17 protein-coding genes and 1 pseudogene are annotated in these 15,073 nt (G+C 45.6%); 9 read left to right on the forward strand and 9 right to left on the reverse strand.

The features are described 5' to 3' along the window. Nucleotides 1-68 precede the first annotated feature (68 nt). Together A3757_RS02700 and rpsU are read right to left on the reverse strand one after the other, a co-directional pair. Nucleotides 69-533, reverse strand: a complete 465-nt coding sequence (locus A3757_RS02700; RefSeq protein ID WP_255374951.1) for a GatB/YqeY domain-containing protein — start codon at nucleotides 531-533, stop codon at nucleotides 69-71. A 220-nt stretch (nucleotides 534-753) separates the two neighbouring features. After that, nucleotides 754-969 carry a 30S ribosomal protein S21 gene (gene rpsU / locus A3757_RS02705; protein ID WP_068507050.1) on the reverse strand — a complete coding sequence of 72 codons (216 nt, stop codon included), beginning with the start codon at nucleotides 967-969 and terminating at the stop codon, nucleotides 754-756. Between the two features lie 207 nt (nucleotides 970-1,176). Here rpsU and A3757_RS02710 point away from each other — a divergent pair, with 207 nt between their 5' ends. Beyond that, nucleotides 1,177-1,524: a HopJ type III effector protein gene (locus A3757_RS02710; protein ID WP_068507046.1), complete on the forward strand. Its 348-nt coding sequence runs from the start codon at nucleotides 1,177-1,179 to the stop codon at nucleotides 1,522-1,524. A 215-nt stretch (nucleotides 1,525-1,739) separates the two neighbouring features. On the opposite strand, the gene A3757_RS02715 is transcribed toward A3757_RS02710, so the two are convergent. Further along, nucleotides 1,740-3,656, reverse strand: a complete 1,917-nt coding sequence (locus tag A3757_RS02715) for an ATP-binding cassette domain-containing protein (protein WP_068507044.1) — start codon at nucleotides 3,654-3,656, stop codon at nucleotides 1,740-1,742. Between the two features lie 36 nt (nucleotides 3,657-3,692). On the opposite strand from A3757_RS02715, the gene A3757_RS02720 reads away from it, so the two are divergent. The 4 genes from A3757_RS02720 (at nucleotide 3,693) to A3757_RS02735 (ending at nucleotide 6,378) form a co-directional block, all read left to right on the forward strand. Further along, nucleotides 3,693-4,346 carry a DUF2390 domain-containing protein gene (locus A3757_RS02720; protein ID WP_068507042.1) on the forward strand — a complete coding sequence of 218 codons (654 nt, stop codon included), beginning with the start codon at nucleotides 3,693-3,695 and terminating at the stop codon, nucleotides 4,344-4,346. Between the two features lie 49 nt (nucleotides 4,347-4,395). After that, nucleotides 4,396-4,902, forward strand: coding sequence for a DUF4124 domain-containing protein (locus A3757_RS02725; protein WP_068507034.1), 507 nt, complete (start codon nucleotides 4,396-4,398; stop codon nucleotides 4,900-4,902). Between the two features lie 144 nt (nucleotides 4,903-5,046). Next, a complete protein-coding gene (queE, locus tag A3757_RS02730) occupies nucleotides 5,047-5,718 on the forward strand; it encodes a 7-carboxy-7-deazaguanine synthase (RefSeq protein ID WP_068554540.1) in 672 nt (223 codons plus the stop codon). An 84-nt stretch (nucleotides 5,719-5,802) separates the two neighbouring features. Then, nucleotides 5,803-6,378 (forward strand): hypothetical protein, encoded by a 576-nt coding sequence (locus tag A3757_RS02735; RefSeq protein ID WP_068554538.1) that lies wholly within the window; start codon nucleotides 5,803-5,805, stop codon nucleotides 6,376-6,378. A gap of 32 nt (nucleotides 6,379-6,410) precedes the next feature. On the opposite strand, the gene A3757_RS02740 is transcribed toward A3757_RS02735, so the two are convergent. Next, a complete protein-coding gene (locus A3757_RS02740; protein ID WP_068507027.1) occupies nucleotides 6,411-7,043 on the reverse strand; it encodes a YceH family protein in 633 nt (210 codons plus the stop codon). A gap of 180 nt (nucleotides 7,044-7,223) precedes the next feature. Here A3757_RS02740 and A3757_RS02745 point away from each other — a divergent pair, with 180 nt between their 5' ends. Beyond that, complete coding sequence (locus tag A3757_RS02745) at nucleotides 7,224-8,051, forward strand: two-component system response regulator (protein ID WP_197469682.1); 828 nt, start codon at nucleotides 7,224-7,226, stop codon at nucleotides 8,049-8,051. Between the two features lie 15 nt (nucleotides 8,052-8,066). Beyond that, a pseudogene (locus tag A3757_RS26180) lies at nucleotides 8,067-8,318 on the forward strand (HD-GYP domain-containing protein); the annotation flags it as partial. A gap of 205 nt (nucleotides 8,319-8,523) precedes the next feature. Here the strand turns inward: A3757_RS26180 and A3757_RS02750 are convergent. Beyond that, nucleotides 8,524-9,477 (reverse strand): nitronate monooxygenase family protein, encoded by a 954-nt coding sequence (locus A3757_RS02750; RefSeq protein ID WP_068554536.1) that lies wholly within the window; start codon nucleotides 9,475-9,477, stop codon nucleotides 8,524-8,526. Nucleotides 9,478-9,520: 43 nt separating this feature from the next. Next, on the reverse strand, nucleotides 9,521-10,675 hold the full coding sequence (locus tag A3757_RS02755; RefSeq protein ID WP_068554534.1) for an acyl-CoA dehydrogenase family protein: 1,155 nt from the start codon (nucleotides 10,673-10,675) through the stop codon (nucleotides 9,521-9,523). A 133-nt stretch (nucleotides 10,676-10,808) separates the two neighbouring features. On the opposite strand from A3757_RS02755, the gene A3757_RS02760 reads away from it, so the two are divergent. Beyond that, the gene (locus A3757_RS02760; RefSeq protein ID WP_197469683.1) at nucleotides 10,809-11,774 is read left to right on the forward strand and encodes a GlxA family transcriptional regulator; all 966 of its coding nucleotides are present in this window, start codon (nucleotides 10,809-10,811) and stop codon (nucleotides 11,772-11,774) included. A gap of 254 nt (nucleotides 11,775-12,028) precedes the next feature. Then, nucleotides 12,029-12,469, forward strand: a complete 441-nt coding sequence (cynS, locus tag A3757_RS02765; RefSeq protein ID WP_068554530.1) for a cyanase — start codon at nucleotides 12,029-12,031, stop codon at nucleotides 12,467-12,469. A gap of 122 nt (nucleotides 12,470-12,591) precedes the next feature. Here the strand turns inward: cynS and A3757_RS02770 are convergent, their stop codons facing one another. The 3 genes from A3757_RS02770 to A3757_RS02780 form a co-directional block, all read right to left on the reverse strand. Then, complete coding sequence (locus A3757_RS02770; protein WP_231872306.1) at nucleotides 12,592-13,128, reverse strand: manganese efflux pump MntP family protein; 537 nt, start codon at nucleotides 13,126-13,128, stop codon at nucleotides 12,592-12,594. Between the two features lie 103 nt (nucleotides 13,129-13,231). Beyond that, on the reverse strand, nucleotides 13,232-13,894 hold the full coding sequence (locus tag A3757_RS02775) for a plastocyanin/azurin family copper-binding protein (RefSeq protein ID WP_068554525.1): 663 nt from the start codon (nucleotides 13,892-13,894) through the stop codon (nucleotides 13,232-13,234). A 20-nt stretch (nucleotides 13,895-13,914) separates the two neighbouring features. Beyond that, nucleotides 13,915-15,073 (reverse strand): efflux RND transporter permease subunit (locus A3757_RS02780; protein WP_197469684.1); only part of this gene is annotated, 1,159 nt, incomplete at its 5' end.

Here is a 15,073-nt window from a genome sequence, read left to right on the forward strand (position 1 = left end):
TGAAACAAAGACTAAATGACTACCTTGTAGTAGACCCGCTCTGTTCAAGAGATAATTGGAATTGAAGTCTAGCTAGCTAAGCGCTGCTTAACGATCTGGCTTACCTTACCGACGTCAGCTCGACCTTGAAGCTGAGGCTTAAGCACCGCCATCACCTTGCCCATATCCCGAACTGATTCTGCTCCAGAGCTCGCCACTGCCTCGGCGACCAAAGCATCAATTTCCTCGGCAGTCAGTGCCGCGGGTAGAAACGTCTCAATCACAGCGATTTCGCCAGCTTCTACATCCGCAAGATCTTGGCGGCTTGCTGCTTCGTACTGACTAATTGAATCTCGACGCTGTTTAAGCATTTTATCTAGCACAGCAAGCACACGAGCATCATCTAACTCTATACGCTCATCAACTTCGATACGCTTAAACTCAGCCAGAATTAAACGGATAGTCGCTAGACGCTCTTTTGCGCGAGCTTTCATTGCCTCTTTCATTGCAGAGGTAATACTTGCCTTTAAAGTACTTGCACCGGCTTCGCTCACACTAAACTCCATCTAATTACATTGCTGTAGAACCCTACCTGCATAACGACCGTACCAAGACACTCGCATATCGCGATCAACCTGATAGAGCAAGGGTAAAGTTTTATCTGCTTAAAACGCAAAAAACAACAATAGGCTAGAATATCATTATCCTAGACCTTGTCGTTTTATCGCTCACATTCTCTTTATCTAAAATATAGACAAAGAGTGGTGACAAATCTTAGTACAGTCTTTCGAAACGTTTTGTTTCGCGCTGAACCTTCTTCGCGTGACGCTTAACAGCTGCAGCTGCTTTACGCTTACGTACAGAAGTAGGCTTCTCGTAGAATTCACGACGACGAACTTCAGACAAAACACCTGCTTTTTCACAAGTACGCTTAAAACGACGAAGAGCGATATCAAATGGCTCGTTTTCTTTCAATTTTACAGAAGGCATTAAAATTACCTGTTCCAATAAAGTTATATTGATAAATTCTTACTGAGCTATGGCTGCAGTGCACATTTCAGCAAGCTTGGCTTACTGGCACAGCGATCAAAATATAGACACAGTTCCACTTAGGGGCGCGAAGTTTAATTGGAAAAATCCGGCAAGTAAAGTGATATCATATAAAATTCATTATATTCACCACCCAGGGAGAAAACTTTGTCTAATTTAGAGACTTTCGTCCAACGTTTAAACCAAGATGCAAGCAGCATTCAGTTTGAAGATACAATGGCAATTATTGACGAGCTATATGAATTTACACCCACAGCCTTTCAAAATGGCGAGCAAGCCAATGAGGCAGGGCAGAACTCGGGCTCCTGCAAACTCTTTGCTTTTGCCCAGCTTCAAAACCTGGATGAGCAACAAACTCTAACTTGTTTTGGTCAATACTATCGCGAAGATGTGCTCAAGAACCCTGAGGGCAATGACCACCAAAACATTCGCAACTTTATTACTCAAGGCTGGAAAGGCATTTCATTTTCGGGTGAGGCATTAAAGGCCAAGTAGAAGCATCTGTAAGCAGAGGCTTCCACGCCTAGCACGGGGCATCGACCTGCGAGGGATGGAACCCTCTGCCTACGATAATCGTTATTTGCCCGCTACCTGTGAATCCACAAACTTGTAGGCAGAGCCTTCCACGGCTCGCAAGCGGGCTAGCACGAGATTGATCCTGCAAAAGACGGAGCTCTCTGCCTACACTAAAACCAAGCTTTGAGAAAAAACTACATCTGGCTCTCGGCCGTTTCGATCTCTTCACTCAGTTCAAACCATTCCATCTCGGATTCTTCTAAACCGACTTTATGTGTTGCCTGCTCATCCATCAATTCTTTCAACTTGGCTTTATTTTCAGCTTGATAAATCTCTGGGGCAGCGAGTTTCTCTTCGAGCTCAGCTAAAGCTTCTTGGTGCTTCTCCATCGCCTTTTCTGCGGTTTTGAGCTTTTTCTTCAGTGGGCTCAATTTCTGACGAAGCTCCGCAGCGATACGCTTGCGTTCCTTTTTATCTTCCGCTGATTCATTTTGCTTGTCTGCACTGTCTGTCTCTACAGTTTCAGTTTTACTCGACTCTTTATGGAAGTCTTGCAACCAAACTTCGTAATCGTGCAGGTCGCCTTTAAACTCTTCGACTTTCCCGTTTGCCACCAGCCAGAAGGTGTCGACGGTATTCTTTAGTAAATGACGATCATGCGAAACTACCAATATTGCTCCCTGGAAAGCCTGCAAAGCCATCGTCAGCGCATGACGCATTTCCAAATCCAAGTGGTTAGTCGGTTCATCAAGCATTAGAAGGTTTGGTTTCTGCCAAGCAATAATCGCCAAAGCCAAGCGAGCTTTTTCTCCACCCGAGAAACGCTCGATGGTCTCCAATGCAGCGTCGCCTCTAAAATCAAAACCACCTAAAAAGTTACGAATTTCTTGATCCGTCGCTTTTGGGTTAATTCTCTGCAAGTGCAAGAAAGGGCTCGCGCTCAGATCCAAGGCTTCCAACTGGTGCTGGGCAAAATAGCCAATTCGAAGGTGCTCTCCTTCTGCACGCTGACCACTAAGCTGAGCTAAATCACCTACCAGGCTTTTGATTAAAGTCGACTTACCGGCACCGTTTGGCCCTAGAAGGCCTACTCGTGTACCCGGTAAGATGCTGGTAGTAAAATCTTCGAGCACTGCTTTCTGCTCATAGCCCAAGTCTGCTTTTTGAATGCTTAGTAATGGGCTAGATATTTTGTCGCTCTCAGGAAAGCTAAAGTTAAACGGTGAATCAATATGAGCCGGGGCAATAAGCTCCATTCTAGCAAGTTCTTTAACACGACTCTGAGCCTGTTTTGCCTTGGTCGCTTTCGCTTTAAAGCGATTTACAAAAGACTGAATTTCGCTAATACGCTGCTGCTGCTTTTCATACTGAGATTGCTGCTGAGCAAGCTTTTGAGCACGCTGCGTCTCGAACTCACTATAAGTTCCTGTATATTGATTCAGCTGCTTGTGTTCGAAGTGAAGAATATGTGTCGACACGGCATCAATGAAGTCACGGTCATGAGAAATGAATAACACCGTACCTTCGTAACGTTTCAGCCATTGCTCCAGCCAGAGCATCGCATCTAGATCCAAGTGGTTCGTCGGCTCATCCAGCAACAATAGGTCAGAAGGGCACATCAGTGCTTGCGCCAAATTCAAACGAATTCGCCAACCACCAGAGAAGTCATTAACCGGGCGCTGCATGTCTTTCTGATCAAATCCCAAACCATGCAGTAACTTTTCCACGATAACTGGTGCTTCATAGGCACCTATGTGCTCCAGCTCTCCATGGAGTTCAGCAATTTTATGGTCATCGTGTGCGGCTTCAGCTTGTTTTAATTCAGCCTCCAGACTACGGAGCTGCTGATGGCCATCGAGCACATAATCTTTAGCCGTTCGCTCTCCTGCTGTGACTTCCTGAGCCATATGAGAAACACGGCAGTTACCGGGCAAAGAATAGGCACCCGAATCCGGGCTAAGTTCGCCTAAGATAAGTTTAAACAAGCTTGTTTTTCCTGCCCCGTTGGCGCCAATAATCGCCACACGTTGACCGGCATGCACAAGGGCATTCGCCTCGGCTAATAAAGGCTCCGGGCCTCTTCGTAGGGTCAATGCATCGATCTTTAACATTCAGGAAACCTGCCTTTACTGATAAGATATGTCTGGATGGCGCAGACGGTAGCGGATATCCTACGCAACATCAATCCTAAGATGCCGATAAATTCCTATGGATTTATTTCGATTTACACTTATCAAATATGCTCTAACCAAATGACTCATAGCCGCCCCTCTATCACCGCAATATCGGCAGCAGAAATGAACGCCCTCTCTCTAGAGAATGAATTTTGGCTATGTTCACTTAAGCTGTGGAAGAATAAAACACTGCAAGACACCTTATTAGACCTACAAGATGCCCAAGGCTTTCGCGTCAACCTATCACTCTTTGCAATGTGGGCTGGGCTTATGAAAAAGAATATTACACCGCTGCTACCCAACATCAACGAAGAGCTAGACTCTTGGCACGAACAAGTCGTTGCACCACTTAGGCAGGTAAGAAAAAGTCTACCCAAAGGTGCGCTAAGAAAGGACGTTCAGCAAAACGAGCTGCAAGCCGAACAAGTCGAACATGCTTTACTGTTTAAGCTATCTCAGACGATTCCATTTGAGCAGAACGGAGACACGATCGATATTCTGATTGGTAATTTATTAGCTAGCAGGCTGCCGAAATCACATCTATTATTATGTATTCGAACTTGTTTACCAAATTGCTCCGACTCTGAAATCCAGTCACAAATTTGTAAACACAATATTAGCTATTAACAACACAAAACATGATCTTAATAGCACAAAGACACAGGAACTTGTCACCATGAAAATGATTTCTCGTTTTATTACCATCAGCATTCTTGCCGCCGCAATCATCTTGCCTTTTTTCTTTAAGATGGACAATGGTAAGCCTACACTCGCCATGCCGACGTCTGCCGACCTGATTCCTGATAAAATACTACCCGACAGCCTTACCGGCAATGAAAGCTCGAGCTCGACAACCAGCTCAAGCAGCAGTAACAAAGTGTCCTTCTACAAATGGCAAGACGCAACAGGCATGTGGCACTATGGTGATAGACCCCCAGCAGGGGCTCAGAACGTATCAACCATGAATGTAAACACCAATGTTAATATTATCCAAAGTGTGAAAATCGAGTCGGACGAAGAGTCTACCTCAGCCTATGCACCACAACCCAAAATGTCAGAAACCCTGGCAGATGGCCAACTAACAGCTGATGATGCATTCAATGCAATGAGTGACGCAAAAGCCGTCCGTGATATGATGGAATCTCGTAACGAAACACTGAAAGCGATTACCGGCGAAAACTAAAAGCCATTCATTTCGCTCATACCAGTACACTTCAGCAAATAGCCCTGAGAAGACCTTAAGTCATTAAGGCCCTCTCTAAGCCCCTTACCAGAGCACAAAAAGACCGTGACAAAAAGCAGTAAACAGCAATATCGAATTAAAGAGATGTTTTACAGCCTGCAAGGCGAAGGCGCTCGTGCAGGGCGTGCAGCTGTATTTTGTCGTTTTAGTAAGTGCAATTTATGGAATGGGAGAGAAGATAGCCGGGCAGACGCTGTGTGCAATTTCTGCGACACAGATATTCTTGGCACAGATGGGCAAAATGGTGGCGAGTTTGCTAATGCCCAAGCATTGGCAACAAAAATTCAATCACTCTGGGACAGCAATCAAGTACTCGCCAGCTCTTCTTCAAGCCGTAAGAGTATAGCCAAACCCTACGTTATCTTCACTGGCGGAGAACCACTACTTCAGCTTGACCCAAAACTGATAGAGTTGATGCATCAGCTAGGTTTTGAGATCGCTATTGAGAGCAACGGCACGCTCCCTCTTCCTGAGGGTATTGACTGGGTATGCCTTAGCCCAAAAGGCAAATCAAGCATTGTTTTTGATCGCTGTGATGAACTAAAGCTGGTTTATCCTCAGAGCGACGCACTACCTGAAACCTATCAAGACTTCCCCGCTGATCACTATTTTTTATCGCCCATGGCCAGCCCCGCTGTGCGCTTTGGTGAAGACCCAGACAAAATAAACAATACCCGTTTAGCGCTCGACTATTGTCTGAGCCACCCTCAATGGCGCTTAACATTACAAATGCATAAGCTACTTGGAATAGACTAAGACTACCTAGCCCATTTACCCCCTTCCATCTTTCAGTCTCTTAAGCTACTTTAGACTTTTTATAATTCAAAGTGGAATATCGCAATGCGTCTCTCATTATTATTTCTTATATGCTTAGTGCTTACAGCATGCTCAACCCGTGACTTACAAGGAACCTTGGGCGGCTCTACCGCTCAGCGCTTAGTCACACATAGCATCGATGATCTGGTCAGAAGTATTGAAGATGAAAAGCTAGATGCACTCGAAGGTAAAAACGTTTATATCAACTCTTACTTTTTAAGTGATTCACCCCTTAAAGCTTATGCCGACAAACGTTTGGCGATTGAGTTAGAAAGCCGTTTCGGTATCAATGTTGTGGCCACACAAGAAGAGTCTGAACAGGTGATGACAGCCTTCTACACCTCTCTTGGCACAGACTTGGACAACTTTGGTATTGCCATACCCTTTGGCTATGTTCCAGGGGTCGCTGAAAACACTCAGCTAAACATCATCACTTTAGAGAAATTCCACGGTATCGCAGAAATGTATTACTACATCGGCGAAACCGGCAGCGAAAATCGTAGCCAAGTCTTACAGGCCAAGGTGAAGACCGATGCCCTAGGCCTGCCATTTATCACGATTCCGCTTTCTAATATCGACCGTCACGAAAGCTTATTTTAGCCTTCGCTCTATTCGCTATTATTAGTGTTTGCTTACTGCTTCTGCTCCATCAGCCAAGCGACTTGTTTCTCAAGCTCTTCAATTCGAGCGAAGAGCTCATCTGAAGACGCTGAAGAGTCGCTTACTGGTGTTGAAGGCTCTTGTATTTGCGTCATATCAGGCTCCCCACTGAGCAGGTGCATATAACGATCTTCCCGCTGTCCGGCAGACGACGGTAAGCGACACATCAATGGTGTTGTTCTGTTTAGCAGCTTATCGACTAAAGCAATTAGTTCTTCTGGCCCTGAAAACTCATACATTCTGCGGGTTCGGGTGAGAAGCTCATTCACCGTCTGCGGGCCTCGCAGCAAGAGCATGCAAAAGATAGCGTGCTCTGCGTCATTCATATGATATTCACGCGTCAGACGCTGGTCATATTTATCCGCTCTTGAACCGTACTCAAATTTTACCAAGGCCCGCTTCTGTAAGTCATAAAGGCTCTGTTGAACATCACCTTCAGAAAGATCCATCACCGGTTCACGGCTAGTTTTCTGATTGCAGGCTGTCACCAGGCTATTGAGCGTTAAAGGATAGACATCGGGTGTGGTTAGCTGTTTCTCCATCAAGGCCCCCAAAATACGAGCTTCGACTAATGACAAGATGGAAGAAGAATCATGTTCACTCATTTATGATTTATGCCTTTTGTTATATTTTAGTGAATTTGTCGATTTTAACGTGTGTCTTTATCAATTACACGACTTATTGAAACAGCAATTATTGGACATCGGATCTATCCTCTGCATACTTATATAGCATAGTTTTTAGCACCAAGGCACTCTAGGACAATTACTTAAAAGGATATATCTATGAGCAAGCCGCTCATTATGATAGTTGATGATGAACCTATCAATTTACGTCTACTTTCTGAAGCACTCAAATCCGAGTTCGATCTTATTGCCGCCACTAATGGCACTCAGGCATTACAACAGCTCGAGCAGCAGCATGAGTCTATCGAACTGATCTTGCTCGATGTCAATATGCCTGGTATGTCGGGCATGGAGGTGCTTGACCGCATCAAAGAACATGATGAGTGGTCCGACATTCGCGTAATCTTCGTTACCGCAATGAACCAAGTTTGTGACGAAGCCGCGGGCTTGGCCCATGGTGCCGTCGACTATATTACCAAGCCCATTTCAGCCCCCATTGTCTTGGCTCGAATTCGTACCCAGCTTACCTTGCGGGCTGCCAAGAAATCCCTTGCCGAGCAAAATCAGCTACTTGAACAACACGTTCAAGAGCGTACTGAAGAAATTAGATATACCCAGGAAGTCGTTATCAACGCACTCACCACGCTCGCCGAAACCCGTGACCAGGAAACCGGATTACATATCGTTCGTACCCAACATTACGTTAAACAACTTGCAGAACTGGTGCGCGACTTACCCGAATATAAAGATGAGTTAGATGACGAAGCTATCGATGCAATGTTCCGAACAGCACCATTGCATGATGTTGGAAAGGTAGGGATCCCCGATCGAATACTACTTAAGCCCGGAAAGCTGGATGCAGAAGAATGGGAGATCATGCGCAGTCACGCTTCTTTAGGCGGCGATGCCCTGCAAAAAGCTCGTCAATTATCAAATAGGACACAAGAGGGCGATTGCTTCCTGAAATATGCACAGGAAATCGCTTAATGTCATCATGAAAAGTGGGATGGCTCTGGCTACCCTAAAGGGCTAAGCAAAGAAGCTATCCCATTATCTGCACGCTTAATGGCGATTGCCGATGTGTATGATGCCTTGATCTCCAAGCGTTGTTACAAAAGCGCCATGACACATGAACAAGCTTTAGAGATTATGCGCGAGGGCAGAGCTCAGCATTTTGACCCGGTAATGCTTGATGCCTTTCTGGATAACTGCCACTTATTCCTGGCAATCGCTGACAAGTACAAAGACGAGTAAGTGCTCGCAATATTTTCCGGACAAATAATGCGATCTGTTGTAGCGCAGTATCTGCCTCTCTAACACGTGGAGCAAATATCTTAAAGACGTGAAACAACCCCTCAAACACATCGTAAGTGAAATCACATTCGCTTTCATTTACGCGCTGGGCGGACGTATCGCCTGCCCAGTATCGTCAGCGCCAAGCTTAACCGTACTATAACCTTTACTTGGCAAAGCCCGGCTTTTCAACTGCGCCCAGGTACTCTACCTTTAACTCCTTTACTAAATCAGCCATCGATTTAATTGTGTGAATGCCCGATACGCCTTCACCAGCACTCCAAAAGTCCTTCCATGCATTACTACCTGCCAAATCAAGATCGACACTTTCCTTGGCCTGGTAACTTGCCAAGTCAACGCCAGCACGCTCAATTGACGGCTTAAGGAAGTTACACTTCACGCCAGTAAAGGTATCTGTGAAGATCAAATCTTTAATCCCTGATTCAACCAACATCTTTTTGTAGTCAGGGTCTACCTCGGCTTCTTCGGTGGCTATAAAGCGTGTTCCCATATAAGCAAAGTCTGCTCCCAGCACTTCAGCTGCACGTATACCGTAGCCATCATTCACAGCACCGGCCAAAGCCAAAGGGCCGTCCCAAAATTCTCGAATTTCTCTCACCAAAGCAAAGGGGTTAATGGTACCCGCATGGCCTCCTGCTCCTGCCGAGACAACAATAATTCCATCCACACCCGCAGCAATTGCTTTCTTCGCATGCTCTGCACGAATCACATCATGAAAGACAACACCGCCCCACTCATGCACTTCCTTCACTATCTCTGCAGGGTTGCCCTGACTGGTAATGACAAAAGGAACCTTATGCTTCTTGACCACTTCTCGGTCACTCGGTAAACGCGTATTTGAGGGATGTACAACCAGATTAACACCGAAAGGGGCAACAGGCTTGCCGGGGTTAGCTTCAGCAAACTGCGCCAAGTCCTCGCTAATTTCGCCAAGCCAAGTATCTAATAAGTCCTGAGTTCGGGTATTGAAGCTGGGAAACGTGCCTACGACTCCGTTTTTACATGCATTGATCACCAGTTTAGGGCTAGAGACCAAAAACATCGGCGCGCAGATAACAGGCAAGCTTAGTTTGTTTTCGAATAAGGCGGGTATTTGCATTTTTTCTATCTCAATGTAAAAGCTATTTTTGGCAGAACCGCTTCTACCGTCGGCTCGGCAATGTGCCCATACGCTTGGCAATAATTCCGAGCATCATCTCATCACTACCACCGGCTATCGATAGTATCCGCGTATCACGATAGGCTCTGGCAGCAGGATTATCCCACATAAAACCCATGCCTCCCCAGTATTGAAGGCAGCTATCACTTACTTCACGCCATAACCTGCCCATTTTTAATTTAGCCATGGATGCCAGGTAGGTCGCGTCTTCACCTTCAATATGTTGCTGACAAGCTCTCCAAGTCAGCGCTCTGAGCGCCTCAACTTCGGTTTGCAACTCTGCCAAGCGAAAGTGCACCACCTGATTGTTTAATATCGGCTGGCCAAAGGTCTCCCTATCTCGGCACCAATCCCGGGTATCACTGATAATTCGCTCCATTCCCTTTAGTGAACTCGCAGCGGCATACATTCGCTCTTCTTGAAACTGCATCATCTGCATAGCGAAACCTTTGTTCTGTTCGCCTATTCGATAGCGCTTAGGTACGCGAACATTATCAAAGAATATCTGCCCCGTATCACTGGCGCGCATACCGAGTTTATCCAAAGGCTTTGAGGTCTCGATACCCGGTGAATCCAAAGGCACAATGATCATTGATTTATTTGCATGAACGCTGCCTTCAGAAGTGTTGGCAAGTAAACAAATCCAATCACCTTGCGTCGCATTCGTGATCCACATCTTACTGCCATTGATAAGGTAGTCATCACCGTCACTTTTAGCGGTCGTTTTTAAACCTGCAACATCTGAACCTGCCCCAGCTTCACTAACCCCGATACAAGCAACCATATCTCCAGCGATGGCTGGCGCCAAAAAATCACGTTTTAACTCATCACTACCAAAACGAGCCAAAGCAGGCGTGGCCATGTCTGTTTGCACACCAATCGCCATGGGCAAGGAACCACCATAGGCTCGGCCAATTTCCTCAGCAAACACCAGGTTATAACTATAATCTAAACCTGCACCACCATTCGCTTCGGGTTTATGTATACCCAACAAGCCCAGGTCACCCATTTTCTTGAATAGTGAATGTAAAGGCGCTTTGCCTGCCTGCTCCCACTCATCAACAAAAGGGTCCATTTCCTGATCAACAAAGGCTCGCACTGTTTTGCGTAAGGCTTCATGTTCAGACGTGAATTTCATGCTCATCTCCAATATAAGATCTAACTAACGCAATCTTAAGAATCGAAGACAAAAAGAAACAGCGTGACTCAGGTCATATAAATGGCCAAACGGGCCATAAAGGTAAATAATACCCCAATATATTCCGGAGATTATGATGCTAAAACATGTCACGCTTTATGCCTGCGAGAATGCAATGGGCTTAAGTTTAGGTCTTAGTCATGATGTATTTGCCTTTGCCTCCATGCTACAAAAAAAGCTTTTGGGCGAGGCTATATCTATCTCGCTAGTTACCTTAGATGGCAAAGCTATTTCATCATTCAGCGGCTTAAGCATTACACCTGATCAGGCACTAGGCGATATCAAACATACAGACCTGGTCATTCTTCATGGAATCTGGGGTGACATGGAAGCGCTGCTAATCGATCAGCGCCCCTTATACCCAAAGCTTAGGGAGTGGCACGAGCAAGGTATCCCGATTATGGCTGCGACAACCGGTTCCTACTTTCTGGCAGAGGCCGGGCTCTTGGATGAGCGAATCTGTACCACGCATTGGCATAAGCAAGAAGAATTCGCACAGAAGTACCCCAAAATCGATCTTCGCCCCGATCGTTTTATTACCGCTACCGGGGAACTGTATTGCTCTGCAGGAATGAATGCAGCCATGGAGATCATGATCTATCTGCTTTCACGCTTATCCTGCACTGAGGTTGGCGAAGCCGTAGAAAGTACTTTTTTGGTCGATTTCAGACGAGCCTACTCCGGCGAATTTGCCTCCATTGGTAAACAAACCTACCATCAAGACGACGCTATTCTCTCTATCCAGCAGTGGCTTGAAATCCACTTCATTGAGCCCCTTTCTATCGAGCAACTTGCCACAAAAGCAAATATGAGTGTACGCACCTTTAAACGTCGCTTTAAAGAAGCAACGGGCGAATCACCTCTTAGCTATATTCAACACTTAAAAATTGAGCAGGGAAAAGAGCACCTCAAACATAGTGATCAAAGTGTCGCAGAAATATCATGGAAGGTTGGTTATCAAGACCCTGGCCACTTCAATCGTTTATTTCAGCGAAAATATGGCCTAAGCCCCGCCGCTTGGCGTAAGAAGCTACGATAAATTTTGCTCACTACAATCAGCTAGACAAGTCCCTTGATTCAGCAGTGCCTTAGGACAGGGCTCTCTCTTCGAAACAAGCCTTTCAGTGCACACTAATAAGGCCCTCACTGATAGATCACACGCATAGGTTTTAGCTAATCTATTGAATAATAATAACAATTTCCAATGGCATAGCGCTTGCAAAAGCCCTTTATGAAATTTATTCCTCAGCTCAAACCTGACGCTGACCAACACAGTAAATAAAGGTGATTGTGATGAAGAAAGAAGAAGTGATCGAAGCAATTGTATTAGCTAAAAAATCTAAAGAACTTACCTGGGAAGGTATGGCAGAAGAAGTCGGCATGGGCTCAGTATGGCTCACCTCAGCTTGTCTGGGCATGAATAGTATGCCCGAGGACGTTGCAGATAAGGTTTGTGCCTTACTTGATTTACCGGACGAAGCAAAGCCTGCATTGATGGAATACCCGACTAAAACCTGGGATCAATCCATTCCTCAAGACCCTTTAATTTATCGGCTATATGAAATTGTCGGTGTCTACGGCGATACGCTAAAAGAAGTAATACAAGAAAAGTTTGGCGACGGCATCATGAGCGCAATTGACTTCAGTATGGATGTTGAAAAAGAAGAGAACCCGAAAGGTGATCGCGTCGTCTTAACCATGAATGGTAAGTTCTTACCCTACAAAGCCTGGTAGCTTAATCGAGTACGAGGCCAGAGCTTCGTACTCACTTTTATTTATTGTTTTTACTTAATAATTTCTCGAACCCTATTTAAACAATTTTTAGTTCTCTATGAATGACAGTAGGCTGGACCGTCTTAGCCTAAGAGGACCTTTAACCCGATCAATATCAAAATCGTCCCACCTAACACTTCAGCTCGACTTTCGAGCCAAGTGCCTGTTTTCTCGCCAAGGTAGACTCCGGCAAAGCTAAATAGTGCAGTGGTTATAGCTATGAAAGCACAGGCTAGAAATCCGTTAACGTTCAGCAAAGTCAAGGAAAAGCCCGCCGCCATTGCGTCGATACTGGTGGCAATACCTAGAATGAACATAGCACGATGACTTATATGAGAAGGGACATTCTCTTCACCAGTAATAAGCGCTTCATAGATCATCTTAATACCAATAATCAAAAGCAATATAAACGATACCCAGGGAGCATAGGTTTCAGCAAAAACGAGAACACCTTTACCTCCTATAAAACCAATAAGGGGCATAAGGCCCTGAAAAAGGCCGAAGTAAATAGCGCACATTGTGGCAAGCTTTAGTGTGCCGACCGTTTTTTTTGAACCTAAACCAATAGACACAGCAAACGCATCCATACTTAACGCGATTGCCAGAAGTAACAATGCCAACAAAACGAACCCTTAGTTCAACTATATTTGGGTTGAGAAGTATACAAAACCTAGATGTTAGTGTGTTAAATGGATTTCTCAACGGGATTTATATTTCTTGTTTCTATGGTCGAAACTTTACCGGGCTGTGCATTCCCGCTTGGTAATGACCCGGAATATTGCAGGCAGCCTCTACTTCCCAAGCTTCTTCGAATGTCCAGATGAGCGTTTCGGTTTTTCCAGGTGCGACAGTAATGGCATTACCACCCGGACCGTGATGCATATTCGGGTTATTCATCATCATTTTCCCGTGCTCCATATGCTCATCCTTAGTACCAATGGCGAACTCATGCGGCACTGCGCCTTTGTTGGAGATCACAAACTTAATGGTTTCACCATTTTTAATATTGAACGGTTTATGGACAAAGCGCATCGCATCGTTCGCTTCAACATTTATCACTCGGTCTACATCATTTTCTTGTCCAGGATTACCCGCCAATGACCCGCCATGGTGTCCACCATGAGCGCCATGTTCCTCTCCATGATGTCCGCCATGCATACCTTCCTTCATTTCACCGCCCATGTGACCGTGGCCTCCTGTATCGCCCATATGCTTTTCTTGCATCATTTTGTGGTGATCGTGCTGGCCATCTCCCGCTGACATATGGTTCTCGCCATGCATATGGCCTGTGCCATCATCATGACTATGATTTGCGCATGCAGCTGTGATTAGGATTGCGCTGATAGCTGCAAAGCCAGTTATTGATTTCGTTAGTGATAGTTTCATTTTCATTATCCTTTCTGTGTTTATTTTGATAGTTGTGAATCGTTTTCTGTGAGGTCACTGTTCTCTTTTTTGAGCGTTACCTGTTTCCACACATAAAAAATCGCGGGAATTAACATCAAACTCAAGGCCAAGGTGCTGATCATGCCGCCAATCATGGGCCCTGCAATACGCTGCATTACTTCAGAACCTGTGCCCGTTCCCATCATGATTGGAATTAAACCGACCATCAGAGAGAGAACCGTCATCAAGATGGGGCGCACCCGCAGCCCGGCTCCCTGCATGACAGATTCACGAATATCTTCCTTCGTTAACAAACGCATATCTCGCTTGGCGTTTTCAATGGTGGCTTGATAGGATTGATTTAAATAAACCAACATCAGTACGCCGATCTCAACAGCCACACCTGCGAGAGCGATAAAACCAACCGCAACCGCTATCGACATGTTGTAATCCAGCCAATACATCAACCAAAGCCCTCCGATTAACGAAAATGGTACGGTTCCCATAATGATGAGTACTTCCAAAAAGTTACGGAAGCTCATGTAAAGAAGTAGCATGATGATCGCCAAGGTAAGTGGCACAACAGCTCGCAGACGTTCCTCGGCTCGTTGCATGTACTCGTATTGGCCAGACCAAGCGATGGAATAACCCGCCGGAATTTCGACTTGTTCAGAAACAATCTGTTGTGCTTCTTTGACGTATGACCCCAGATCACGCCCATCGATATCGACAAGCGTCCAACCATTTAAACGAGCATTTTCACTCTTAATTCCCGGCGGACCATCTGCGATATAAACATCAGCCACGTCAGCCAAAGCAATGTGTTGTTTTCCGGGAGTGACAATAGGCAGCAATTTCAGTTTTTGTTCGGAATCGCGATAATGTTGCGGATAACGCAGATTCACCGGATAACGCTCTAAACCTTCGATCGTTTCAGTAATATTCATGCCGCCAATCGAAGCACGCACGACTGCTTGAATATCCGCCACACTCATCCCAAAGCGTGCTGCGCGTTCACGGTCAATATCAATCTTTACATAGCGACCACCGGCGACGCGTTCAGAGTACACCGATGCCGTACCTTCCACTTCAGGTAAAACTTCTTCTAATCGTTTACCGATTTTCTCGATCTCAGACAAACTCGGGCCGGCGATCTTAATGCCTACAGGCGTTTTAATA

The organism is Oleiphilus sp. HI0117 (genome assembly GCF_001635235.1).